The sequence below is a fragment of the Keratinibaculum paraultunense genome (genome assembly GCF_016767175.1).
Lineage (GTDB): Bacteria > Bacillota > Clostridia > Tissierellales > Tepidimicrobiaceae > Keratinibaculum > Keratinibaculum paraultunense.
The window spans coordinates 1,213,003-1,239,371 of record NZ_CP068564.1 but is presented as its reverse complement, the minus strand read 5'-3'; the positions used below and the strand labels follow the sequence as shown (position 1 = coordinate 1,239,371).

The 26,369-nt window shown below is 30.1% G+C and carries 22 protein-coding genes, 1 rRNA gene and 1 other RNA gene; 18 read left to right on the top strand and 6 right to left on the bottom strand.

The window, feature by feature from the left end:
* Window positions 1-20: 20 nt before the first annotated feature.
* A complete protein-coding gene (locus JL105_RS06220) occupies window positions 21-833 on the bottom strand; it encodes an NAD(+)/NADH kinase (protein ID WP_132028886.1) in 813 nt (270 codons plus the stop codon).
* Window positions 834-935: 102 nt separating this feature from the next.
* Between JL105_RS06220 and JL105_RS06215 the strand changes: the two genes are divergently transcribed.
* Window positions 936-1,835 (top strand): RluA family pseudouridine synthase, encoded by a 900-nt coding sequence (locus tag JL105_RS06215; protein WP_132028889.1) that lies wholly within the window; start codon window positions 936-938, stop codon window positions 1,833-1,835.
* A 163-nt stretch (window positions 1,836-1,998) separates the two neighbouring features.
* On the opposite strand, the gene JL105_RS06210 is transcribed toward JL105_RS06215, so the two are convergent.
* A complete protein-coding gene (locus tag JL105_RS06210) occupies window positions 1,999-2,610 on the bottom strand; it encodes a hypothetical protein (RefSeq protein WP_132028893.1) in 612 nt (203 codons plus the stop codon).
* 144 nt (window positions 2,611-2,754) lie between these two features.
* On the opposite strand from JL105_RS06210, the gene JL105_RS06205 reads away from it, so the two are divergent.
* The 3 genes from JL105_RS06205 to ssrS all read left to right on the top strand — a co-directional run bounded on the left by JL105_RS06205 (window position 2,755) and on the right by ssrS (window position 5,140).
* On the top strand, window positions 2,755-3,036 hold the full coding sequence (locus JL105_RS06205) for a hypothetical protein (protein WP_132028896.1): 282 nt from the start codon (window positions 2,755-2,757) through the stop codon (window positions 3,034-3,036).
* A 111-nt stretch (window positions 3,037-3,147) separates the two neighbouring features.
* Entirely contained in the window at window positions 3,148-4,899 is a 1,752-nt protein-coding gene (locus JL105_RS06200; RefSeq protein WP_132028899.1) for an ATP-dependent metallopeptidase FtsH/Yme1/Tma family protein, read from the top strand.
* Between the two features lie 69 nt (window positions 4,900-4,968).
* A non-coding RNA gene (gene ssrS / locus JL105_RS06195) (6S RNA) lies at window positions 4,969-5,140 on the top strand.
* Window positions 5,141-5,181: 41 nt separating this feature from the next.
* On the opposite strand, the gene JL105_RS06190 is transcribed toward ssrS, so the two are convergent.
* From JL105_RS06190 to JL105_RS06180, 3 genes are all read right to left on the bottom strand, one after another.
* Window positions 5,182-5,982, bottom strand: a complete 801-nt coding sequence (locus tag JL105_RS06190) for a histidinol-phosphatase HisJ family protein (RefSeq protein ID WP_132028902.1) — start codon at window positions 5,980-5,982, stop codon at window positions 5,182-5,184.
* Between the two features lie 64 nt (window positions 5,983-6,046).
* On the bottom strand, window positions 6,047-8,050 hold the full coding sequence (locus tag JL105_RS06185; RefSeq protein WP_237722229.1) for an ABC transporter ATP-binding protein: 2,004 nt from the start codon (window positions 8,048-8,050) through the stop codon (window positions 6,047-6,049).
* Window positions 8,043-9,815 carry an ABC transporter ATP-binding protein gene (locus JL105_RS06180; protein WP_132028905.1) on the bottom strand — a complete coding sequence of 591 codons (1,773 nt, stop codon included), beginning with the start codon at window positions 9,813-9,815 and terminating at the stop codon, window positions 8,043-8,045. Before JL105_RS06180 ends, JL105_RS06185 begins: the two co-directional genes overlap by 8 nt.
* A 242-nt stretch (window positions 9,816-10,057) precedes the next feature.
* On the opposite strand from JL105_RS06180, the gene JL105_RS06175 reads away from it, so the two are divergent.
* From JL105_RS06175 to JL105_RS06115, 13 genes are all read left to right on the top strand, one after another.
* Window positions 10,058-10,786, top strand: a complete 729-nt coding sequence (locus tag JL105_RS06175) for a glycerophosphodiester phosphodiesterase (protein WP_132028908.1) — start codon at window positions 10,058-10,060, stop codon at window positions 10,784-10,786.
* Between the two features lie 22 nt (window positions 10,787-10,808).
* Window positions 10,809-11,699 (top strand): diacylglycerol/lipid kinase family protein, encoded by an 891-nt coding sequence (locus JL105_RS06170; protein WP_132028911.1) that lies wholly within the window; start codon window positions 10,809-10,811, stop codon window positions 11,697-11,699.
* Between the two features lie 44 nt (window positions 11,700-11,743).
* Window positions 11,744-12,187, top strand: coding sequence for a MarR family winged helix-turn-helix transcriptional regulator (locus tag JL105_RS06165; RefSeq protein ID WP_132028914.1), 444 nt, complete (start codon window positions 11,744-11,746; stop codon window positions 12,185-12,187).
* Window positions 12,188-12,218: 31 nt separating this feature from the next.
* A complete protein-coding gene (locus tag JL105_RS06160; RefSeq protein ID WP_132028917.1) occupies window positions 12,219-13,226 on the top strand; it encodes a LacI family DNA-binding transcriptional regulator in 1,008 nt (335 codons plus the stop codon).
* A 36-nt stretch (window positions 13,227-13,262) separates the two neighbouring features.
* The gene (thpR, locus tag JL105_RS06155; RefSeq protein ID WP_158280050.1) at window positions 13,263-13,829 is read left to right on the top strand and encodes an RNA 2',3'-cyclic phosphodiesterase; all 567 of its coding nucleotides are present in this window, start codon (window positions 13,263-13,265) and stop codon (window positions 13,827-13,829) included.
* Between the two features lie 76 nt (window positions 13,830-13,905).
* Complete coding sequence (hutH, locus tag JL105_RS06150) at window positions 13,906-15,435, top strand: histidine ammonia-lyase (protein WP_132028923.1); 1,530 nt, start codon at window positions 13,906-13,908, stop codon at window positions 15,433-15,435.
* 43 nt (window positions 15,436-15,478) lie between these two features.
* The gene (locus JL105_RS06145; protein WP_202690663.1) at window positions 15,479-17,488 is read left to right on the top strand and encodes a urocanate hydratase; all 2,010 of its coding nucleotides are present in this window, start codon (window positions 15,479-15,481) and stop codon (window positions 17,486-17,488) included.
* A gap of 27 nt (window positions 17,489-17,515) precedes the next feature.
* The gene (gene ftcD, locus JL105_RS06140; RefSeq protein ID WP_132028929.1) at window positions 17,516-18,412 is read left to right on the top strand and encodes a glutamate formimidoyltransferase; all 897 of its coding nucleotides are present in this window, start codon (window positions 17,516-17,518) and stop codon (window positions 18,410-18,412) included.
* A 9-nt stretch (window positions 18,413-18,421) separates the two neighbouring features.
* Window positions 18,422-19,696: an imidazolonepropionase gene (hutI, locus tag JL105_RS06135; RefSeq protein WP_132028932.1), complete on the top strand. Its 1,275-nt coding sequence runs from the start codon at window positions 18,422-18,424 to the stop codon at window positions 19,694-19,696.
* A gap of 184 nt (window positions 19,697-19,880) precedes the next feature.
* Complete coding sequence (locus tag JL105_RS06130; RefSeq protein WP_132028935.1) at window positions 19,881-21,017, top strand: TMEM165/GDT1 family protein; 1,137 nt, start codon at window positions 19,881-19,883, stop codon at window positions 21,015-21,017.
* 107 nt (window positions 21,018-21,124) lie between these two features.
* Window positions 21,125-21,583: a chemotaxis protein CheW gene (locus JL105_RS06125; protein ID WP_132028938.1), complete on the top strand. Its 459-nt coding sequence runs from the start codon at window positions 21,125-21,127 to the stop codon at window positions 21,581-21,583.
* Window positions 21,584-21,613: 30 nt separating this feature from the next.
* The gene (locus JL105_RS06120) at window positions 21,614-22,804 is read left to right on the top strand and encodes a sensor histidine kinase (protein ID WP_132028941.1); all 1,191 of its coding nucleotides are present in this window, start codon (window positions 21,614-21,616) and stop codon (window positions 22,802-22,804) included.
* Window positions 22,794-23,438, top strand: a complete 645-nt coding sequence (locus tag JL105_RS06115) for a response regulator (protein ID WP_132028944.1) — start codon at window positions 22,794-22,796, stop codon at window positions 23,436-23,438. Before JL105_RS06120 ends, JL105_RS06115 begins: the two co-directional genes overlap by 11 nt.
* 105 nt (window positions 23,439-23,543) lie before the next feature.
* On the opposite strand, the gene JL105_RS06110 is transcribed toward JL105_RS06115, so the two are convergent.
* The gene (locus JL105_RS06110; protein ID WP_132028947.1) at window positions 23,544-24,452 is read right to left on the bottom strand and encodes a selenium metabolism-associated LysR family transcriptional regulator; all 909 of its coding nucleotides are present in this window, start codon (window positions 24,450-24,452) and stop codon (window positions 23,544-23,546) included.
* 300 nt (window positions 24,453-24,752) lie between these two features.
* Here JL105_RS06110 and JL105_RS06105 point away from each other — a divergent pair.
* Window positions 24,753-26,283 (top strand): 16S ribosomal RNA (locus tag JL105_RS06105).
* Window positions 26,284-26,369: the final 86 nt, after the last annotated feature.

The following is a 26,369-nucleotide window of genomic DNA, read 5'->3' as shown; positions in this document are numbered from 1 at the left end:
TTTGGGAGGATTTTTTATTTTTATAAAAATTTGCTTTTTAAGTTGTTCCAATACATATTTCTATCTAAGTTTAATCTAGATATAGTTTTTTCTGGGATTATGAAGTTAATTTTAGTTATATCATCATATTTATATTCAACTCCATCTACTACAATTAATATGGAATTTTCATATCTATATTCTGGTTTTATAGTTATTATCAAATCCCCTGGTATAACTGCACTATTAAGTAAAGAGCGGTAAGCTCTAGAGCTAATGGGGGAAAGTGGAGTTAATTGTAAGGTTTTTAAAGATGGATATATAATGCTACCTCCGCTAGAAAAATTATATGCTGTACTGCCAACAGGGGTAGATATAATTACTCCATCACCACAAAACTTTTCTAAATGATTTCCATCTATAAATATTTCTAGATGAACTACTTTAGATTTAGTTCCTTTTACTACAATTTCATTTATTCCATACAATTCAAATGATTCATTTTTGGTATATATTTTTGCTTTTACTAAAAATATTTTTTCAACTACAAAATCCTTATGAATATATTTTTCTATAAAGATATCTATATTTTCTGGAAGAACTTCTTGGAAGAAGCCTAAATGTCCAGTATTTACTCCAATAAAAGGAATGCTTGTAAAGTTATAACGATGAACTGCTCTTAAAAAGGCGCCATCCCCACCAATACATATATTAAGTTCTGCATTATTATTATATTTTTTGGGAATAATAAATCCTTTTTTTTCTAATTTATTTGTTAATAATTTATGTATTTTCTGTGATTCTGGATTATTATTAGCAATTATATTAATAATACTTTGGTTGTTATTTGTCAAAAGATTCCCCTCCACACTATTTATGTTTAAAAAAGTTATATATCTGGTATAATTGTTTATGGTTATATTATATAATAAAAGGTATTATATTTGGAGGTATAAATGGATTTATTTAATGAAAGTGAAGATGTAATATTATTTAAGGTGGAAAACAGTGGTAAAACATTGGAAAAATTTTTATACAGTCAACAAATATCAGGAAGATTATTTAGGAGATTATATAAGCAAAAAAATATATTTGTAAATGGAAGTTTTTATAGTAAGGATACAATCCTTAAATCAGGAGATATAATTTCAATAATAATCCCAGAAGAAGAAGATGATACTTTAGGGGAATTTATGCCGTTGGATATTATATATGAGGATAGAGATTTATTGATAATTAACAAACCTCCCTTTATGGTAGTTCATCCTACTAAGAGTCATCAAAAAAGTACTCTTTTGAATGGAGTAGCTTTTTATTTTAATCAAAAAGGAATAAAAAGAAAGATTAGATTTGTAAATAGATTAGACATGAATACTTCTGGTATATTAATAGTAGCAAAATCTTCTTTTGCCCATCAGCAGGTGGCTTTACAGTTTGAACAAAATCAAGTTAAAAAAAGATATATGACAGTAGTTTCAGGTATAGTAGAAAAAGATGAAGGGGTAATAGATTTACCTATTGGTAGGGAAGAAGAGGGAGGTATTAGAAGAATAGTTACTAAAGATGGGAAAAAAGCTGTAACTAAATATAAGGTAATAGAAAGATATAGAAATGCTACTTTATTGGATATACAACTAATTACAGGAAGATCCCATCAAATAAGAGTTCATTTAAGTTATATTGGTCATCCTATTATTGGGGATACATTGTATTATAAACCTAGTGAATATATAGATAGACAAGCATTACACTCCTACTATCTAGGTTTTAAATTACCAAGAAGCAAAGAGTTTAAAGAATTTAAAGCAGATTTGCCATGGGACATTAAAAATTTAATTCAATATTTAAAAAAGTGAAAGTGTTTAATGAGCAACTTCTTTTTAATAAATAATTTTTTAGTATTTTTTATTTTTGAATGATACAATTTCTTTTAGAAGATAGATCTTAATAAATTTAAACTATTTGTGAATTATTACCAAAAACAGTATAGTAAAATTTTACTATACTGTTTTTTGGTGACTATTTCTCTGATTGTTTATAATTATCTTTCATAACACCTAGTAGTTTGACTATTTCTTTTATTTTATCTTTTTCTTTTTCATCTTTACCTTCCATCATAGGTTCTAATAATTGGAAAAGTTTATCTGGATCCTGTAGACTATTTGGATTAGAAATAAGAGCATTTAACCTACTAAGCATACTTTTATACTTATCTATGTTTATGATTATATCTAGCATAAGAGCTATATTTTGTATATTTTCTTTTGGAAACTCCCTTTGAATAGTATTTATTATGTAACTTAATCTTTCCTTGTTATTTTCGACAGGTACAGATTTTTCTATGTAGGAAATTTTAGGGGTGCTGATGAATTCCATAGTTTCATATAATTTTATAGTTTTTTCACTAATGAATATAGCTTTATTTATAGGAATTATAAGTTTTTCAGGAAAGAAAACACCAATTTTTTTCATTAGATCTATTTTTTCTTTAGTGTAATCAATATCTAATATTAAGGTATCATTTTCGAATTCAGAAGATGTAGTTTGTTCTTCATTAGGTGTAATGCTTAATGTTTTTCCCTTATTTTTGTAAAATAAAATGAGTATTAAAAGTATTATTCCAATATTCATTCTCTACTTAATTACCTCCTTTTACAATCTAATGTTATACTATTTTATTTTATGCAATAGTTTTAATAAAAGTTCCAATTTTATATGGTTATATATATTAGTTAAAATGCATAGATTAAATTAGGATATATAGGAGGTGTTCATGTGTATAATGATGATAAAATAAAGGAAATTATGGAGGATTTTCAGGATTTTACTTTTGATGAAGAACAGATGGAAAAAATAGAAACTTTTAAAGATACTTATACTGATAAATCAGAAGAGGAGATATTTTTAGAAATAATTAAGGTCAATGAAGATATGAAAAAGGATATGACTGAAGAAGAATATGAAGAGATATTAAAAAAGTTAAATAGCATAAGACCTTTGCTTAATGAAGAACAATTAGAGAAGCTAGATAAAATATTATATACACTAGGGAAATAGAGGGGCATTTAAATGCCCTTTTATTTTGAGAAAAATTGGAATGGAAAGTATAAATAATAGATGCTATAATCTTAATAGTATATAGTATTATGTAAACCAGGAGGAAAGTATATGAAAATAACTGGAAGAACAAAATTAATTATAATTATATTTGTGTTTATATCATTATTTTCTACAGTATATTTTTATATAAGTGAAAATAGTAAATATATTGAAATGTCATATAAAACATTTTTGAATCATGTAGAAGAAGGATTAATTGAGGAGATAAAGTTAAGTAATAAATCTAAATTTATAGGCAAATTTAAAAACGGGAATGAATTTATTATTGACAATCCTAGAAAAGAAGGTTTTAAAGAATATCTATTATTACATGATGTAAAAGTGATAGAAGAAGAAATTAGTGTATTAAGTCAAGGAATCGGTATTCTAGGATCAATACTAGGGATTGGATTTCTAGCTTATGTTGTTAGCAAAAATGGTTCTAAACAAATTGAAAAAGAAATGGCTTACATGCTTGAGATGAATACAGAGAATAATTTATCAGAAATAGTTACTTTTGATGATGTAGCAGGAAATGAAGAAGCTAAAGAATCTTTAAGAGAATTAGTTGATTTTATAAAAAATCCAGGGAAATACACTAAATATGGTGCTAGATTACCTAGGGGTATATTGTTATATGGTCCCCCAGGAACTGGGAAAACCTTATTAGCAAAAGCAGTAGCTGGAGAAGCCAAAGTTCCTTTTTATGCAGTATCAGGTTCAGATTTTATACAGGTTTATGCTGGACTTGGTGCAAGTAGAATAAGGGAATTATTTAAAAAAGCTAAAGAGCATGGTAAAAGTGTAATATTTATAGATGAAATTGATGCATTAGGTAAAAAACGTAAAGGGACAAGCAGTCATGGAGGGAGCGAAGAAGGAGATAGAACTTTAAATGCATTATTGACAGAAATGTCAGGGTTTAAGGAAAATGAAGGAATTATAGTAATGGCAGCTACTAATAGGTTAGATACTCTTGATGAAGCATTACTAAGACCTGGAAGATTTGATAGACAAATAGAGGTAGGACTTCCTGATGTAAATGCAAGATTTGCCATACTAAAACTTCATAGTAGGAACAAGCCTTTATCGAAGGATGTAGATCTGCAGAAAGTAGCTTTAGAGACTATTTATTTTAGTGGAGCTAAACTTGAAAATTTAATGAACGAATCTGCTATGATAGCAGCAAAAAGAAGAGATAAATATATTACTAAGGAACACATAAACAAGGCTTACTATAATATATTAGTAGGTGAAGAAAAAAAGGACAGAAGTAGTATATCTTTAGCTGACAAAAAGATTACAGCTTTTCATGAAGCTGGTCATGCTTTGGTAGCTAAGAAGGTATCAACTACAAATAGGGTAACTAAAGTGAGTATTATTCCAAGTACTAAAGGTATGGGAGGATTTAGTTTGAACCTTCCCCCGGACAGAATGTATAGGACTAAAAAGGATATAATAACTAACATAAAAATAGCTTTGGGAGGTAGGGCAGCAGAAGAATTAATATTTGGGAAAGAAAATATTACTACAGGAGCAGCTTCTGATCTTCAAAAAGCTACTGAGATGACTATATCAATGATAGGTTCATATGGTATGGATGATGAAATGGGATTAGTAAACTATGATGTTGTACTAAATAGTAATTTAAATATGGATGTATCCCTAATGGAAAGAACAAAAGAAATATTAGATAATTTATATGAGGAAACAAAAAGGGTACTAGAAGAAAATATATATTATTTAGAAAAAATAGCAAATGAACTATTAGAAAAAGAATCGTTAGAAGAAGAGGAAATAGAAAAAATTTTAGCTTCCTGAAATTACTGTTAAAAATTTTGGTCAATTCCTTGAAGAATATATGAATAAAGGTTATAATATGATTAAACAATATATCTGCGGTGTTCGTTAACCCAAATAATTCAACCGACGTAGAGTATAAGGGAGTTCGGGTTCAGCAGTGTAGAGCAGGCCTTAATTGGAAGCTTGAAGCTGTTGACAGAGCACCCACCTTGTGAGAGGCGGGTGTGAATTAGTTGGGAGACGGCACTGTGGTAATAAAACCCTTAGGTTTAAACCTAAGGGTTTTATTACATAGAATGATTAAGCTATATGTATGGGATATTTTTTTCTTTCTTTAAATATATAAATATACTTAAATTCCAAATCTCTCAACAATTTTTCAGCGGATTTGTAATCATATCCTATATATTCAGGGCTGTGGGCATCAGAGCCAATTGTTAGCACTTTTCCACCTAAGTATTTATATAGTTGCAATATTTCTAATTTAGGATGATAATAGTTTAGACCATATTTTTTACTAGCAGTATTTATTTCTAATCCTTTGTCCTTTTCAATAATTAAATTCAATATTTTTTCAACTATAGGTTTATATTCATTAAAATCTGGTAAAGTAGAATAATCTTCAAAATATCTATCAATGTAATCTATGTGACCTAGAACATCAAAGTTATCAAAGGATTCAACACAACGATATAGATACTCATAGTATTCAACCAATGCATCTATAGGTTTTTTACCATGGGTAAAATTATCTAAATGTATATCTTTTCCTTCGATAGAATGGATGCTCATAAGCACAAAATCAAAGGGATTACTATTTATGAGTTTATCATATCGTTTGCTAAGATGGGGTTGCATTCCAATTTCAACTCCCGTTAGTATTTCAATTTGGTTTTTGTATTTATATTTAACTTGTTTTACTTTTTTAAAATAATCCTCAGTTCTAAAATCTATATCTATTTTATCTTCAGTAACATCATAGTCTACATGATCTGTAAAACAGATACTTTTCACATTGTTTTCAATAGCACCTAATACCATTTCTTCCATTAAATATTTACAATCCATTGAAAAATCACTATGTACATGAAAGTCATACATTTACAACACCTCTATTTTATTAATTTAGACTATTTTACTCTAAAAATTGATTTAAGTAAAGGGTTTAGGATTCATAAAATGATTCTTTATATTGAAGTTTATACAGATCATAGTATATACCTTCATTTTCTAGAAGTTCTTGATGGGTTCCCATTTCTTGAATTACTCCATTTTTTAAAACTATTATTTTATCTGAGTTTTGAATAGTAGATAGTCTATGAGCTACAGCTATTGTAGTTCTTCCTTTAATTAATTTTTGAAGTGCATCTTGAATTAATAATTCTGTTTCAGTATCAATATTGGAGGTCGCTTCATCCAATATCAAAATACTTGGATCAAAAGCTAATGTTCTAGCAAATGCCAATAGTTGTTTTTCTCCTGCAGACAAGGTAGCTCCTCTTTCCATTACTGGCTCATCATATTGCCTAGGTAATTTTTCTATAAAATGATGGGCGTTGACATACTTGGCTATTTGTTTGATTTCTTCATCAGAAATATTATAATTATTTAATCTAATATTATCTTTGATTGTCCCAGTAAATAAAAATACATCTTGAAGTACTACACCAATGTGTTTTCTTAATTCAAACTTATCATATTTTTTAATATTTACCCCATCTATCAGTATTTCTCCTTTTTGTATATCATAAAATCGAGTAATTAAGTTAATAATGGAGGATTTACCAGCACCAGTAGCTCCTACGAAAGCAACTATTTCACCAGGGTTAATTGTAAAACTAACATCTTTCAATACCCAATTTTCATCTTCATATGCAAACCAAACATTTTTAAATTCTATTTTTCCTTTTAATTCTTTGATAGGTACAGGGTTATTTGTGTTCTCAATCATATCATCTTCATCTAATATTGAAAAGATTTTTTCACTAGATGCCATAGCTGCTTGAAGTATATTATATTTTTCAGTTAAATCTAGTATAGGTTGGAAAAACTTCTGAAGATAATCTATAAAAGCATATAGGACTCCAAATTCTATATATCCAGATATAACTTGACCACTACCATAATATACTAATGTGACCAATCCCAATGAATTAATTATCTCTATGGATGGTCTAAAAATTGCGTGTAAGTTAACTTCTTTTTTAGCTGTGTTTAAATATGCAGTATTTATTTCATCAAATTGTTTAGATATTTTTTCTTCTTTTTTAAATATTTGAATAGTTTTCATTCCAGTAATATTTTCATTTAAAGTAGAGTTAATTTTGGCTAATTGCACTCTTCCCAACCTATAAACCTCTCTAATTTTTTTTCGAAATACTATAGAAGCTATAAGTATTAAGGGGATTAATGAAAAAGAAATAAGAGCTAACTTATAATTCATTTTAAGCATTACTATTATTATTCCAACTAATATAAATACATCTTTAAATAAATTAATTAGCACTCCAGTATACATTTCGTTTAAAGTTTCTGCATCATTAGTTACTCTAGTTACTAATCTTCCCACAGGATTTTTATCAAAGTAGGATAGTGATAGTGATTGAATATGGGAATACAAATCTTGTCTTATATTGAATATGATTTTTTGACCAGTATAGTTTAATACGTATGTTTGCAAATAATTGAGTATAAATACTACTATAATAGCTAATAGGAATATTAATCCTATTTTTGTAATTCCATCTATATCCTGTTTTATAAATTTTTCATAATCTTTTTTTGATATGGAAATTCCTTGAGAAATATCTTTTTCTTCATAATCTAATAAATAATATTTATTATTTTTTTTCAATAATACTTTTTTAGGATAATTCGATAGTTTTTCTATTTGCTTACTATCTAATTTATTTAATCTTACATATTTTTTCCCATTAAATATGATGCCCTCTATAGGTTCTGAAACATCTACTTCATACATGGGTTTTTTATATCCATTTATATAATCATCTATTGTAATTTTTAAAAGATAGGGTCTTAAAAGTTCTAGTCCGGTAATAAGCATCATGAGTATTATGGTAATAACAAAATAATGCCAGTAAGGTTTAGCATATTTAAGTAATCTTTTCATTAATTTTGAATCATAAGTTTTATCAGTGTTTTTATTCATATTGCCCCTCCTTTGCATTACCATAAACTTTTTCTTCCAATAATTGTTTTTCATGTAGATACTTATATAATCCGTCTATTTCCAATAAAGATTCATGATTTCCTCTTTCTATAATTTCTCCTTCATCTAATACTATAATTTGATCTGCATTTTTTACTGTGGATATTCTATGACTTATTATTATGGTTGTTTTTTTGCTCATTACATTTTTAAGATTATTAAGTATTCTTTCTTCAGTTTGAGTATCTACACTGGATAAGCTATCATCTAAAATTAAAATTGGAGCATCTTTTACAATAGCACGAGCTATAGCAACCCTTTGTTTTTGACCACCAGATAAAGTAACTCCTCTTTCCCCTAATACGGTATCAAATCCATCAGGTAGTTCCATGATGTCGTCGTATACCTCTGCAATCTTTGAAGCATATATTATCTGTTCTTCAGAGATCTCTTTGTCAAATGCAAATCCAATATTATCTCTTATAGTTGAGGAAAACAGAAAGTTATCCTGGGGAACATAGCTTATATTTTCTCTTAAGGATTTTATTTGAATATTTCTTATATCTATATTATCCAATAGAATAGAACCTTTATCTATATCATAAAGTCTTAATAGTAAATTGACTATAGTGGTTTTGCCACTACCAGTTCTTCCTACTATGGCTAATGTGTTACCTTCTTTAACAGTAAAATTTATATTTTTTAATGCGTAGGATTGACTATTAGGGTATTTAAAATACACATTTTTATATTCAATTTTTCCTTTAACTTTTGCTAAAGGTATTGCATTAGGAAAATCAACTATTTCAGGTTTTTCATTTAATATATTATTTATTCTTTCCATAGACGCTATTCCTCTTTGAATTATGTTGATTACAAAGCCTACTGCCATCATAGGCCATATCAATAAGCCTAAATAGTTATTGAAAGCTATAAAATCTCCTAAGGATATGGTGTCTAGCATTACTAATTTACTACCATATACTATAACAACTAAGAAACTTAAGGAAGATATAAATTGTACTAAAGGATGAAATATTCCTGATACTTTTACTAATTCCATATTTTTATTTAAATTATATTCATTAGCTTGTGTAAATTTTTTAAAAGCAGATTCTTCTTGAACAAAGGATTTTATAACACGTATTCCTGAAAAATTTTCTCTTGTGATATCTGTAAGATTAGAGAATGCTTCTTGAACTAAACGGAAACGTTTATGTATTATTTTACCAAATTTACCTACGATTATTGTAATAAAAGGTAGTGTTAATAAAGTTATTGTAGTTAATTTTATATTGGTTGTTTTAGCCATCATAATTATGGACATTATGGTCAAAAATATCGCATCTACAAGCATTACAATTCCTTGACCTAAAGAAGCTCTTACGGCATTTATATCGTTTGTAGCATGAGCCATTAAATCTCCTGTAGTATGGATGTTAAAATAGTTAGTGGATAGAGTTAATAGATGATTGAAAAGCATATCTCTTAAATGATATTCTAGTTTTCTTGAAGTTCCAAATATGTATACTCGCCAAAAATATCTTCCAATAGCAATTGCTAAACCTGTTAAAAGTATTAATATAATGTATTTTATCAATTCTTGTGAAGTAAGTTGTCCATATTGAAGGAGATTAGTAACTTTTCTAAGTATTTGAGGAACTACAATCTGTACTCCATCTATTAGTATTAGCCATATAATACCAATAATATAATTTAATTTATGTTCTTTAAAAAAATCATTAAGTGTACTAAAAGCTTTCATAGAAAACCTCCTACAGAAATTATTTCGATACTCAAAATAATACTTACAGACTATATTATAGTATAAATTAAATTTATTTGAAAGAGTAAATTGGTTTTATATACAAAAATAAATTAATTTTCTATATTGTTTTGAAATTTGAGTTTAGGGTAAGTTATAAAAAATATTTAAAAGGATATTTAAATGTTTTGAAGAAGTATATATATATATATATATATATATAGAAAAGGATGTTAGGTATTATGAATAAAACAATAATTTATGGGCATAGAGGTGCATCCTGTTATGCTCCAGAAAATACTTTTGCAGCATATAATAAAGCTATTGAAATGGGGGCTAATGGAATTGAAATAGATGTGCATAAAAGTAAAGATAATAATTTAATAGTTTGTCATGATGAAAAAGTGGACAGAACTACCAATGGCATAGGATATATTAAGGATTTAACATTGAAGGAAATAAAGAAGTTGGATGCAGGTTCTTGGTTTGATAATAAATTTCGAGGAGAGAAAATTCCATTGTTAGATGAAGTATTGGAATTTGTTAAAGACAGGAATATATTTTTAAATATTGAGATAAAAAATGGACCTATATTTTATGAGGGTATAGAGCATGATATTGTCAAAGCAGTTAGAGCCTATGATTTGATAGAAAATACTATTATATCATCTTTTAATCATTTTAGTTTAGCCCATATAAAAAATATTGATAAACGATTTAAGACTGGTATACTATATATAGCAGGAATGATAGATCCTTGGGAATATGCAACAAAAATAGGAGCATCCTATATACATCCATTGTATTTAACTATTAATGAAGAAATAGTATTAAAAAGTCAAAATAATGGAGTAAAAGTAAATGTTTTTACTGTTAATAGAAAAGAAGATGCAGAATTAATGAAATCGTTTAAAGTAGATGGTATTATTACGGATTGCCCAGATATATGCAAAAAAGTATTCAATAATTAATGACTATGAAAGGTTGGTAAAAATGAAAAAAGCAAAAATTATATGTAATCCATCTTCTGGTAGGCAGCTAATTCAAAGAAGAATAGATCATTTAATAATTTCATTAGTAAATGAGGGCTATACTGTTTCTAAATATAATACTCAGAAAAAAAATGATGCAATGTTAGAAACTATCAAAAGTTGTAATGAAGATTGGGATTTCATTGTGGTTTGTGGTGGAGATGGTACTGTAAATGAAGTAGCAAAAGGTATAGCTAAAAGTGATAGAAAAATTCCTGTAGCTATTCTTTCAGCAGGTACAGTTAATGATTTTGCCAATCATATGAAGCTACCTAAAAACATTGATGATTTTTTTGAGATGATAAAAAAAGAAAATATAAAAACCGTGGATTTAGGAAAAGTAAATGATGAATATTTTGTTAATGTGGCTGCCAGTGGACTTTTAACAAATGTAGGATATCAAGTACAGCCAGAAGCGAAGGCTATATTAGGAAGAATGGCTTACTATATTGAAGGAGTTAAGGAGATACCAAAACAGAAGTTTAAACCTTTTAGAGTATATTTTGAGGCAGAGGAATATACTAAGGAAGAAGATATACTATTATTTTTAATATCTAATAGTGCATCGATAGGCGGATTTAAACGATTAGCTCCTGATGCTAGTGTATCTGATGGATATTTAGATGTAGTAATAATAAAGAAATCAGAAGTAGGAGATTTAGCTCAAATATTTATAAATATTTTTAAAGGTGAACATGTAAATCATCCAAATGTTTCATACTTTAAGACTAAAAAGCTTAAAGTAAATACAGAAGAGGAAGGCATTACCATAGATATTGATGGAGAATATGGGGGTGTATTACCTGCCGTGTTTGAAGTTGTGTCCAATCAGTTTAAAATATTTGTTCCTTAGGATAAACAATATTAATTAAAGTGATTAGTTTGGGGGAGGATGTTTTGAAAGATAAAGATATATGTGAAAATGTAGTTAATATTGAGAGGTATTTAAGAAAAGTTGATTATATTATTAGACTAAAAGGAAGAGAAATATTAAAGGATTTTAATATTACTATACCACAATTTACTGCATTACAAATTCTCATAAGTAATGGAGATCTTACCATTGGAGAATTAAGTCAAAAGATGGGCTTAGCTTGTAGTACTATAACTGATTTAATAGATCGCATGGAAAATAATAAACTGGTGGTAAGGGAAAAAGACAAAAAGGATAAAAGAGTTGTACGTGTGGAAGTTTTACCTGTTGGATATGAAATAGTAGAAAAAGTTTTAGAAGAAAGAATTAGATTTTTAGAATCAAAACTTAAGGGATTATCTCAGGAAGAAAAAGTAGCTTTAAGTGAAGGGCTTGAATCTTTATATAATGCAATGAAGCAAAACTAATGTAGTATGAAAGTTTGTGAGGTGGATTATTATGTCAGTAACTATAAAAGATGTAGCAAAGCTTGCTGAAGTATCTATATCTACAGTATCAAGAGTTATAAACAACTCTGCATCTGTTAGCCCAGAAGCACGAAGAAGAGTATTAGCTGCTATAGATAAATTAGGTTATAAGCCTAATCAAGTTGCAAGAAGTTTAGTTACTAAAAAATCGAATCTTATAGGTGTGATTGTAACGGATATTGGAAATTCCTATGTAGCACAGATGATGCGTGGTATAGAAGAAGTAGGTAGAATGTATAATTATGATATTTTACTATCTAGCAGCTATGGAAATCCTAAAACAGAGTTGAAGTTTGCAGAATTATTAAGAAGTAAGCAAGTAGAAGGTATTATTTTAATATCAGAGGATGTTGATGAAGCTGTAATAGATGTAATTAAAGAATTTAATATACCCTTTATGTATCTAAATAAATATTACAAGGTTTCAAATCTTCCATCTGTTTCCATAGATAATTATGAAGCAAGTTTTATGATGACAAAGTATTTACTGGAATTAGGACATGAAAATATATTATATATAACGGTAAATAATGATAAAGTAGGTTCGGTGGAAAAAGACAAGATAGAAGGATATAGAAAAGCAATGGAGGAATTTAAAAAAGATGAACTAATATTATCCACAAAGGATTTTACCGTAGAAGCTGGTTATGATATGGGAAATATTTTAGAAAATTTAATAGATGAAAGGAATATAACTGCAGTTTTTTGTTGTCAAGATGAAATAGCTATAGGGCTTATTAATTATTGCTATGATAGTAATATACAAGTTCCAAAGGATATATCCATATGTGGCTATGGAGATACTAAAATGGCGTCTATTTATCGTCCTAGCATTACAACTATAAAGGAACCTTATTATGATATAGGAGCTGTAGCAATTAGAAGAATTATAAAGGAATTAGAGGGAGATAAAATTGAAGAGCCTAGCATCTATTTGCCAATTCAATTGATTAAGAGAGAAAGCTGCAGGAGAATATAGATAGTATATATTTGTTTGAAAGTGGTGATGTTTTACGTGAGAACTTTTATAGCATTGGATTTTGATGATGATTTAAAAAAGGTTCTATCAAATATACAAAATAAAATAAAAATTAATTCTTTTAAGGGAAGCTGGGTTGATAATGAAAATTTTCATTTAACTTTAAAGTTTTTAGGAGAAATTGATGAGAAACAAAGGGAAATAATAGGTAATATTCTTAAATCCATTTCTCAAAAAAATTTTGCAATATCCTTAAGATTAGATGAATTAGGTTATTTTAATAAAAGAAAAGATCAATATGGTGTAATTTGGGTAGGTATTAAAGGAGAAATTGACAAATTAAATAAAATATATGATATAATAGAAGAAGACATGGAGCCCTTAGGTTTTAAAAAAGAAAAAAGACCTTTTAGACCTCATATTACATTGGGAAGAAGAATAGTATTAGATAAAAATATAGATCAAGAACGATTCTTAAAAGATATAGATGTAAACTATAAATTTTTATTAGATAAATTAGTTCTTATGAGAAGTGAGAAAATTATGGGTAAAAGAAAATATACTCCAATACAAGCTTATAGATTGATAGATAACCACAGATAGTATCTGTGGTTTTTTATATACTTTATTTAGATAATGCGTCAAACAAACACTACAATAAATTATAGGAGGTAGGCACATGAATAACAAAGTATTAATAGATGGCAACAATTTAACATTAGAAGATTTTATCAATGTAGTAAGACATAATTATACAGTAGAATTAACTAATGAAGCAATAAAGAAGGTTGAAAAATCTAGACAAATAGTTGAAAAATTTGTAGAAGAAGAGAAGATAGTATATGGCATAACAACAGGTTTTGGAAAGTTTAGTGATGTAAACATATCTAAAGAGGAGACTAAAATTTTACAGAGAAATCTTATTATGAGTCATTCTTGTGGAGTAGGCAATCCCTTAGATGAAGAAATTGTAAGAGGAATTATGCTCCTTAGAGCTAATGCGCTAGCTAAAGGATACTCTGGTATTAGATTATCAACATTAAACACTTTAATAGATATGTTAAACAAAGGGGTACATCCAGTAATTCCAGAAAAAGGTTCTTTAGGTGCTAGTGGAGATTTGGCTCCTTTATCCCATATGGTATTGGTCATGCTAGGTGAAGGGGAAGCGTATTATCAAGGAAAACGATTAAAAGGAATTGAAGCCATGAAAAGAGCAGAAATTCCAACAGTGGAATTAACATCAAAAGAAGGATTAGCATTGATAAATGGCACTCAGGTGATGACTTCCATTGGTGCATTAACTCTTTATGATGGAATAAATTTAAGTAAAACTTCTGATATAATTGCAGCTTTAACTGTGGAAGCACTAAATGGAATAATTGATGCTTATAATGTAAAAATGTATGATGTAAGGAAACATACTGGTCAATTAAACACTTCAGAGAATTTACTTAAGCTATTGAAAAATAGTAGTATGATTACTAGACAAGGAGAATTAAGAGTGCAAGATGCCTATTCTTTACGATGCATACCTCAAATTCATGGAAGTAGTAAAGATGCAATAGATTATGTAAAGGAAAAAGTTAATATTGAGATGAATTCAGCAACAGATAATCCGTTAATATTTGATGAAACAGAAGAAGTAATTTCTGGTGGCAATTTTCATGGGCAACCTATGGCATTGAGTTTTGATTTTTTAGGAATTGCATTATCTGAATTAGCAAATGTATCAGAAAGAAGATTGGAAAGACTTGTAAATCCAGCTTTAAGTGGATTGCCAGCCTTTTTATCTAGAAAAGGAGGTTTGAATTCTGGGTTTATGATAGTTCAATATTCTGCGGCTTCCTTGGTATCGGAGAACAAGGTTTTAGCTCATCCTGCTAGTGTAGATTCTATACCATCTTCAGCAAATCAAGAAGATCATGTGTCCATGGGCACTATTGCTGCAAGAAAAGCAAAGAGCATATTAGAAAATACACGAAAAGTTTTAGCTATGGAACTTTTAGCGGCTTGTCAAGGTATTGATTTAAGAGGGAAGAAAAAATTAGGAAAAGGTACTGAAATAGCTTATAATATAGTTAGAGATAAAATTCCTACCATAGAAGAAGATAGGATAATGTATGAATATATAAATATATGTGAAGATATGATTAAATCTAATATTATATTGGAAGATGTAGAAGAAAAAATTGGAAAATTATTATAAAGGGGGAGTTTAAGTGTTAAATAATGATTTAATAAGCAAAGCTATGACTATAAAATTAGGAGACGAATTGCCTCCAGAACCTAAATTTCAAGAAGGAATTAGAAGAGCACCAAAGAGGGAATTTACTCTTACTAAAAGAGAAACAGAAATTGCTCTAAAAAATGCCCTAAGATATATACCAGAAAAATTACACGAAACATTAGCTCCAGAATTTTTAAATGAACTATTAACTAGAGGAAGAATATATGGCTATAGATATAGACCAGAAGGGCCAATATATGGGAAACCAATTGATGAGTACAAAGGAAACTGTATCGAAGGAAAAGCATTTCAGGTAATGATAGACAATAATTTAGATTTCGATGTAGCCCTATATCCTTATGAGTTGGTTACCTATGGAGAAACAGGACAAGTTTGTCAAAACTGGATGCAGTATAGATTGATAAAGAAGTACTTAGAAATACTAACAGAAGAACAAACTTTAGTTGTAGCCTCAGGTCATCCTGTAGGACTATTTAAATCCTCACCTAACAGTCCTAGAGTTATTATAACCAATGCTTTAATGGTAGGTATGTTTGACGACGACAAACATTGGAATAAAGCCCAAGCCATGGGTGTAGCTAATTATGGGCAGATGACAGCTGGAGGTTGGATGTATATAGGACCTCAAGGGATTGTCCATGGAACCTATAACACCATACTAAACGCAGGTAGAATGAAATTAGGCATAGAAAAAGATGGAGATCTAAGAGGTCATATGTTTGTAAGCTCTGGATTAGGAGGTATGAGTGGCGCTCAAGGAAAAGCTACAAAAATTGCAAATGGAGTTGGAATAATAGCAGAAGTAGATTATTCAAGAATTAAAACCAGAGTAGACCAAGGTTGGATAGATTTAGTACTAGATGATTTAGAAGAAGTATTTAAAACAGCAGAAGAATATATGAAAAAAGGAGAACCTATTGCTATTGCTTACCATGGAAATATAGTAGATCTATTAGAATATGCAGTAGAAAACAATATACACATAGAACTTTTATCAGATCAAACCTCTTGCCATGTACCTTATGATGGAGGATATTGTCCTCAAGGACTAACATTTGAAGAAAGAACCAGAATGTTAGCAGAAGACAAAGAAACCTTTGTGAAACTAGTGGATAAATCCTTAAGACGTCATTTTGAACTGATAAAAGAATTAGTAAATAGAGGCACTTACTTTTTTGACTATGGTAATAGCTTTATGAAGGCGGTATTTGATGCAGGAGTAAAAGAAATAGCTAAAAACGGAGTAGATGAAACAGAAGGGTTTATATTCCCATCCTATGTAGAAGACATAATGGGACCAATGTTATTTGATTATGGTTATGGACCCTTTAGATGGGTATGCTTAAGTGGGAAACATGAAGATTTAATAAAAACTGATAAAGCAGCAATGAAGTGTATTGATCCTAATAGAAGAGGTCAAGATAGAGACAACTATATATGGATAAGAGATGCAGAAAAGAATCAATTAGTAGTAGGAACTCAAGCTAGAATACTATATCAAGATGCATTAGGAAGATTAAAGATAGCCCTTAAATTCAATGAAATGGTAAGAAATGGAGAAATAGGACCTGTAATGATAGGAAGAGATCATCATGACACAGGAGGAACCGACTCACCCTTTAGAGAAACAGCTAATATAAAAGATGGCAGCAATATAATGGCAGACATGGCCACCCATTGTTTTGCTGGGAATGCAGCAAGAGGTATGAGTATGATAGCATTACACAATGGAGGAGGGGTAGGAATAGGAAAAGCTATAAATGGTGGTTTTGGTATGGTACTAGATGGAAGTGAAAGAGTAGATAATATATTAAAAACTGCAATACCTTGGGATGTTATGGGAGGTGTAGCTAGGAGAGCTTGGGCTAGGAATGAAAATTCCATTAAAACAGCTATTGAGTACAATGAACAATTTAAGGATACAGATCATATAACTTTACCATATTTAGTTGATGATAAATTGATTAAAGGATTGATAGAAGAAGAGTATGAGAAAAATATAAAAAGATAATTAATAATTAAAATAGGAGGTATATTAATGGCTAAGATAATCCAATGTGTTCCTAATTTTAGTGAAGGAAGGGACAAAGAAGTAGTAGAAAAAATAGTAGATGAAATAAGAGTTATTGAAGGTGTAAAATTGTTAGATTATTCCATGGATAAAGATCATAATCGTTCAGTAGTAACATTTATTGGGGAACCTGAAAAGGTTATAGAAGCAGCATTTAATGCTACTAAAGTAGCAGCAGAATTGATAGATATGACTAAACATGAGGGAGGACATCCTAGAATGGGTGCAACAGATGTAATTCCTCTTGTTCCAATATCTGATGTAACTATGGAGGAATGTGTAGAGTATTCAAAAAAATTAGGGAAAAGAATAGGAGAAGAATTAAATATACCAGTATTTCTATATGAAAAATCTGCCACTTCTCCAAATAGGGAAAACTTAGCGGATGTACGAAGGGGACAATATGAAGGTATGGCAGAGAAGTTAAAGGAAGAAGAATGGAAACCAGATTTTGGACCTAATAAATTAAATATTAAGGCTGGAGTAACAGCTGTAGGGGCTAGAATGCCTTTAGTTGCATTTAATGTAAATTTAGGAACTAATGATGTAAAAATTGCTAAAAATATTGCAAAAGCTGTAAGAGCAAAAACTGGTGGTTTCACATATTGTAAAGCTATAGGATTGGAGATAACTGAAAGAGGCATAGTGCAAGTTTCTATGAATATGGTGGATTATACAAAAACTTCTTTATTTAGGGTATTTGATACTATAGAGAGAGAAGCTAGGCGATATGGAGTAAATGTAATTGGAAGTGAAATAATAGGCTTAGTACCAATGCAAGCATTAATAGATGTGGCAGATTATTATTTAAGATTGGAAGATTTTAGTTCTAATCAGATTTTAGAAAAAAGAATGTATGAATAAGGTGATATTATGATAGCAGATTTAATTATAAAAAATATAGATAATTTAATAACATTACAAGGACCCAATAAGCCTAGAGTTAAAGAAGAGATGCAAGATGTAGGATTGATAAAAAATGGTATAGTGGCTATTAAAGATGATAAAATAATTTACGTAGGTAAAGGTGATTTACCCAAGGAAATAGAAAAAGATGAAAATACTATAATAATAAATGCTAAAGGGAAAACAGTTACTCCAGGATTGGTAGACTCTCATACTCATTTAGTTCATGGGGGATCAAGGGAACATGAATTAGCTATGAAATTAAAAGGAGCAACATATTTAGAAATATTAGAAGCTGGAGGAGGCATCCACAGTACAGTAAATGCCACTAAAAAAGCTACTTTTGAAGAACTATATGAAAAAGCAAGGAAAAGTTTAGATATTATGTTAAGCCTAGGAGTTACTACAGTAGAAGCTAAATCTGGATATGGATTAGATGATTTTGATACGGAGATTAAACAACTTGAAGTAGCAAAAAAACTAGATGAAGATCATCCTGTAGATATTGTGTCTACATTTATGGCTGCTCATGCTATACCACCAGCTTATAAAGATAAAACCAATGAGTTTATTGAGTTAATAATAAAAGAGATGATGCCAGAAGTTGAAAAAAGAAATTTAGCTAAATTTTGTGATGTATTTTGTGAAGAGGGAGTTTTTACAGTAGATGAATCCAGGAGGATTTTAGAAGCTGGAATGGAACATGGATTATTTCCTAAGATACATGCAGATGAAATAAAGCCCCTTGGAGGAGCAGAATTAGCAGCAGAAATAGGTTGTATATCGGCAGATCATTTAGTTGCAGCTAGTGATGAAGGGATAAAGATGATGGCAGATAAGAAAGTTATAGCAAATCTTCTTCCTGCTACTTCCTTTAATCTTCAATCAGGAAAATATGCTAGAGCTAAAAAGATAATCGAAGAAGGGGTGCCAGTTGCAATATCTACAGATTATAATCCAGGAAGTTGTCCTACTGAAAATATGCAATTAGTCATGAGCTTTGCATCTATAATTATGAAATTGACTCCTGAAGAGGTTATCACTGGAGCTACTATTAATGGAGCAGCATCACTAAAGCTTGAAAAAGAAATTGGAAGTATAGAAGCTGGAAAGAAAGCTGATATAGTTATATTTGATGCACCAAATTTAGAATATATCATCTATCACTTTGGGATAAATCATACTGATAAAGTAATAAAAAATGGGAAAATAGTATTTGAAAAAAAACATGAAGTGTTATAATATTATATTGAAAAGCATACATTAAGAGGGAAAGCTTAATATTTAATGTAGCTAATATATACAGGTAGAAGGGTGTAAGTTTATCTATTCTTAATTAGGAGGATGAGACTTTTAGTTTAATAGATCTATTAAACTAAAAGTCCTTTTTTGATAATCATTTAGAAATATAGAAGGTGAAAAGGACATGATAAGAGAATTTATTAAAGCATTTTTATTAATATTTGCAGCAGAAATGGGAGATAAAACTCAAATAATAGCTATGACTTTTGCAACTCAATACAAGGTTAAAGAAGTATTACTAGGGGTTTTTTTAGGGGTTTTTTTAAATCATGGAATTGCTATATTATTAGGGAGATATTTATCTAAATTAATACCTATGGATTGGATTCAATTGATAGCAGGTTTTATGTTTGTTTTATTTGGATTAATAGCATTGAAAGAAGAAAAAGTAGAAGATGAAAAAGAAAAAAATTATGGTCCGATAATTACAGTAGCATTAGCCTTTTTTGTTGGAGAATTAGGAGATAAAACTCAACTTACAGCTATGACTTTATCAGCAGAAGGAATGTATCCAGTATTCATATTATTAGGCACTACTTTAGGTATGATTGTTACCAGTGGATTAGGTATTTATGTTGGGAGTAAAATAGGAGAAAAGATACCAGATATATTTATTAAAATAATATCATCTGTAGTGTTTGTATCTTTAGGTACACTGAAATTATATAATTTGCTCCTAGATAAGTTTGTAAATATTTATTATATAGGAATTTATTTGTTGATAATTTTATCAGTACAAATAATTTTAGCAAGAAGATTAATATATACAAGGAAATATCTATATTATTCTCCTATGAAAGAAGCAGCAAGCAATCTATATATACAAACAAAATTGTTAGATGAAGCAGTGGATAAAATTTGTCTAGGTGAGAGAAGTTGTGGAAAGTGCTTAGGTGAAAATTGTATAGTTGGTTATACAAAAGATATGTTGAAAAAAGCTAGAGAAAATGAAGAATATTATATAAAAAAAACGGTAAATTTTGAAAAACTCAAAAAGAAAGATTTCTGTATAGATAAAGTTATAGATGCTTTAAGTCTTATAGTAATGGATTATATGAAATATGGAATAGTTGAAAATGATAAATTTGTTATAAACCAAGCTAGGGAATCTTTGGAAATAATTTTATTTGATAAAAAAATAGAGTTTAATGAAAATTTATCTATGTATTTAGAAAGAATAGAAAAAACAGATAAATTTATAGGGAGACAATTAAAAAGTAGTATAGCGAATAGAACTAATAATGTTAATAATAATTTATAATATGTAAATATTTAAGCAAAGTATAATAATAATGTATAATATAAGAAGGATAAACACTATTTATGTAGAATAATATATTAATTAGTAAAAAAAAGGAGGATAGAGTTATGAGTGAAAATCAATATGTAGTATTTAAATTAGATGAGAATGAATTTGGTATTGATATTATGAATGTAAAGGAGATTATACCTTATCAAGAACCAGTACATGTACCTAATACCCCTGATTTTGTTGAAGGGATAATTAATTACAGAGGAAATGTAATACCTGTTATTAATTTAAGAGAAAGATTTGATATGGATGTAAAACAGATAACTAAGGATACCCGTATAATAGTAATAACCTTAAAGGAAAAAGAAGTAGGTTTTATAGTAGATGAAGCTTCACAAACTATTAGACTTAATGAAGAACAAATTGATCCAGCACCAGGCATAATTGCAGGTATAGAAAAAAGGTATATAACTGGTATAGGGAAAGTTGATGAGAATAGGTTGATAATTTTACTGGATTTAAAAGAAATATTAACTGATGAAGAAAAAAATGAAATAGAGAATATGGAATTATAAAAATTTGAGGCGCATATTGAGGTGCATACTATGGAGAAATTTGCTCATTTAGAAAAATCTGATCATATAGATAGAATTAATAAAATATTGGAAGAAACTATACATACAATAGAAAATAGTAGAGAAGAAATATTGGATATTGTAAGACATGCAAGAAATGAATGCATAAGATTAGAAGAAGATTTAAAAGAAATTAGAAATTTAGTGGACAAGGTTATAAAAGAAGTAGACTCATTATATATTGAAGAAAAGAAAAGTAGGGCATATTTATCCATGGTGAGTAAGAATTTTGACATTTATAGTGAAGAAGATATAAAAAATGCATATGAAAAGACCAATGATTTACGAATAAAATTATTTTTAAAAAAAGAAGAGGAAAGAACTCTTATAGAAAAACGAAATGAGATTGAGCTTATGTTAAAATCTGCTATAGATGTATATAAAAAAGTAGAAAGTGCAGCTAAGTCAGTAAGTGTAGCTAGTGAATATTTAAAGGGAAATATGAATGAGATACTTTTTACGATAGATGATTTAACTAAACGGCAATATTTAGGTATAAAGATAATTGAAGCTCAGGAGGAAGAAAGGCAAAGATTGGCTAGAGATATTCATGACGGTCCAGCTCAATCTATGGCAAATATAATTTTAAAAACAGAAATATGCGAAAGATTATTGGATATAGATAAGGGAAAAACCAAGGAAGAGTTGAAAAATTTAAAAGCTATTGTAAAGGAGACATTGAAAGATATTAGAGAGATAATATTTGATCTTAGACCTATGTCTTTAGATGATTTAGGGCTTATTCCCACTTTAAAAAAATATATAGATGATTTTTCGCTAAATACAGGAATTAAAACTAGTTTTAATATCATAGGAACAAAAACGGAATTAGAGCCTGCGATTGAAATAGCTATATTTAGGATAATACAAGAATCATTAAATAATATTAATAAGCATTCTCAAGCAACTAATGCAAATGTTGTTATTGAGTTTGCTGATGAAAGAGTAAATTTATCTATAATAGATAATGGAATAGGATTTAATATAGAAGAAGTAGAAAAAATACATAATACTAAAACAGGTGGTTTTGGATTAATAAATATTAGGGAAAGGTCAGAGTTACTAGGGGGGAAGTTACAAATAAAAACTTCGCCAGGCAAAGGAACTAAACTAAACATTTATATACCAATTATTAAGGAGGAAGTTGTGCATGGCAAATAAAAATATAACCGTAATGATAGCTGATGATCATGTACTAGTGAATGAAGGAATAAAACAGCTTCTAGAACTAGAGCCAGATATTGATGTTGTTGCGCAGGCAATGGATGGAGAAGAAACAGTAGAAAAGGCAATAAAATACAATCCTGATGTAATATTATTGGATATAAATATGCCAAAAATGAATGGTATAGACACTTTGAGAAAACTTAAAGATTTAGGAGTAAAGTCTGGCATAATAATGTTGACTATTCATGAAGATAGGGGATATCTTCGGGAAACTCTTAAAATTGGAGCAGATGGTTATGTGTTAAAAGATTCCGATGCAGATAGTTTAATAAAGGCTATTAGGGATGTAAATAATGGTAAAACCTATATACAGCCAAGTATTGCTTCATCATTAGTAGACGATTATGATGATAATGATTTTTCTAAGATAGAATCTTTAACAAAAAGGGAATATGAAGTGTTAACCTTAGTTGCAGAAGGATTGAGTAATAAAGAAATAGCAGATAAACTTTATATAAGTGAAAAGACTGTCAAGAATCATGTTTCTAGTATATTTAAAAAGCTAGGAGTAAATGATAGAGTACAAGCTACAATTTTTGCATTTAAAAATAATATAAAAAAAATATAATTATAGCTTTATAAGGCTTTGAGTATTTGAGGAAAGGTATTTAGAAATTAAGTTTAAACTTAATTTCTAAATACCTTTTAAGTTATATTAATGATCTTTTATATTTTATTCATATGATTTTATGTAATTTAATATAAAGTTTTTAAATGTTTCATTTAAAGGAGAAAGTTGCCTTTTATTATGGTATACAAAATAAAATTTTCTACTTAAATCTAGATCTTTTAAGTAGTATACTTTATATTTATTTAATTTAACATCATCTACTACAGCTTTTTCTGATATAAAGCTTATACCAGCACCTAAATGAACTAGTTCTTTGATTGTTTCTGTATCTTCAATATAAGCTATTATATCAAGATCTTTTATGTTAATTCCTATGGTATTTAACTTATTTTCTAATAAATTTCGAGTACCTGATCCCTTTTCTCTGATTAGGATTTTTTGTTCGAGTACTTCATCTAAAGTTAATATGGAATAATTAGGTTTGTTAAATTTAGAATTATTTGGTGTAATTATTACTAACCTATCTTTCATTAATTCAAGATAGTTTAAATTGTTATGAGGATATTTAGCTCCTACAATACCAAAATCAGTATTACCATTAATTATTGAATTTGTTACATTTTTAGAATCTTCATCTAGTATAGAAAAAGTTACATCTGGATATTCGTTAAAAAACTTTAATAGTATATTAGGCAATATATATTTTCTAGGAATTGAGCTAGAGTAGATATTTATATGACCTTGTATACGCCCCTTATAGGATGCTAAATCAAATTTTGCCATTTCACAACAGTTTATTATATTTACTGCGTATTTATAAAATAATTTTCCGGCTTCTGTTAATGAAATATTTTTACCAGAGCGGTTGATCAATATAGTACCTAATTCCTTTTCTAAATTTTGAATATGATTGGTAACTGTGGGCTGTGTTATAAATAATTTTTCTGCAGCACGGGAGAAACTTTTTAGATTAGCTACTTCGATGAATGTTTCTAGTTGCCTAAAATCCAATTATAAAACACCTCCTTCTATTAAATTAAAATAATATACACATATCCATTCTAACAAATATATAATATAAATAAAATAAAGTTATAGAAATAAAATAAAAATCAAAAAAAGCTATTGACAAAGTTTTAAAAAGTTGGTATATTAAAATAGCTGTCAAGAGCAGTAATAAATAAATAACAAAAAATCTCTTGACATACTCTAGTAAATATGTTATATTAGTTAAGCACAACGCAACAAATGAACCTAGATAACTAAACAGTGTGAAATACCTTGAGTAGATTTTTAACCAGGGCAAACTTTTTTCATGAGAGTTTGATCCTGGCTCAGGACGAACGCTGGCGGCGTGCCTAACACATGCAAGTCGAGCGAAGTACTTATCAAGAAGCCTTCGGGCAGATTGATAAGCTACTTAGCGGCGGATGGGTGAGTAACGCGTGAGGAACCTGCCTTCCACAAGGGGATAGCCTCGGGAAACCGGGATTAATACCCTATGACACTTAAAATCCGCATGGATTTTAAGTTAAAGCGATAAGCGGTGGAAGATGGTCTCGCGTCCCATTAGCTAGTTGGTGAGGTAACGGCTCACCAAGGCCACGATGGGTAGCCGGCTTGAGAGAGTGACCGGCCACACTGGAACTGAGACACGGTCCAGACTCCTACGGGAGGCAGCAGTGGGGAATATTGCACAATGGAGGAAACTCTGATGCAGCGACGCCGCGTGAGCGATGAAGGCCTTCGGGTCGTAAAGCTCTGTCCTATGGGACGATAATGACGGTACCATAGGAGGAAGCCCCGGCTAACTACGTGCCAGCAGCCGCGGTAACACGTAGGGGGCGAGCGTTGTCCGGAATCACTGGGCGTAAAGGGTACGTAGGCGGTCATGTAAGTCAGATGTGAAAGGCATGGGCTTAACCCATGTAAGCATTTGAAACTACGTGACTTGAGTTAAGGAGAGGAAAGTGGAATTCCTGGTGTAGCGGTGAAATGCGTAGATATCAGGAGGAATACCAGTGGCGAAGGCGACTTTCTGGTCTTAAACTGACGCTGAGGTACGAAAGCGTGGGGAGCAAACAGGATTAGATACCCTGGTAGTCCACGCCGTAAACGATGAGTGCTAGGTGTCGGGAGGAGACTTTCGGTGCCGCAGTTAACACATTAAGCACTCCGCCTGGGGAGTACGTTCGCAAGAATGAAACTCAAAGGAATTGACGGGGACCCGCACAAGCAGCGGAGCATGTGGTTTAATTCGAAGCAACGCGAAGAACCTTACCAGGGCTTGACATCCCTCTGCCCGCTCTAGAGATAGAGCCTTCTCTTCGGAGACAGAGGTGACAGGTGGTGCATGGTTGTCGTCAGCTCGTGTCGTGAGATGTTGGGTTAAGTCCCGCAACGAGCGCAACCCTTGCCTTTAGTTGCCAACAGTACGGCTGTGCACTCTAAAGGGACTGCCGATGATAAATCGGAGGAAGGTGGGGATGACGTCAAATCATCATGCCCTTTATGTCCTGGGCTACACACGTGCTACAATGGTCGGTACAACGGGAAGCGACTTAGCGATAAGTAGCCAATCCCCAAAAGCCGATCCCAGTTCGGATTGCAGGCTGCAACTCGCCTGCATGAAGCCGGAGTTGCTAGTAATCGCGGATCAGCATGCCGCGGTGAATACGTTCCCGGGTCTTGTACACACCGCCCGTCACACCATGGGAGTTGGCAATACCCGAAGCCAGCGAGCTAACCGTAAAGGAGGCAGCTGTCGAAGGTAGGGTCAATGACTGGGGTGAAGTCGTAACAAGGTAGCCGTATCGGAAGGTGCGGCTGGATCACCTCCTTTCTAAGGAGTTTATTAAAACCTAACGCAACGAAGTCCGAATTTATGCAACCAATAGGAAGCAAACAAATTCGTGATGTAAGACTGCG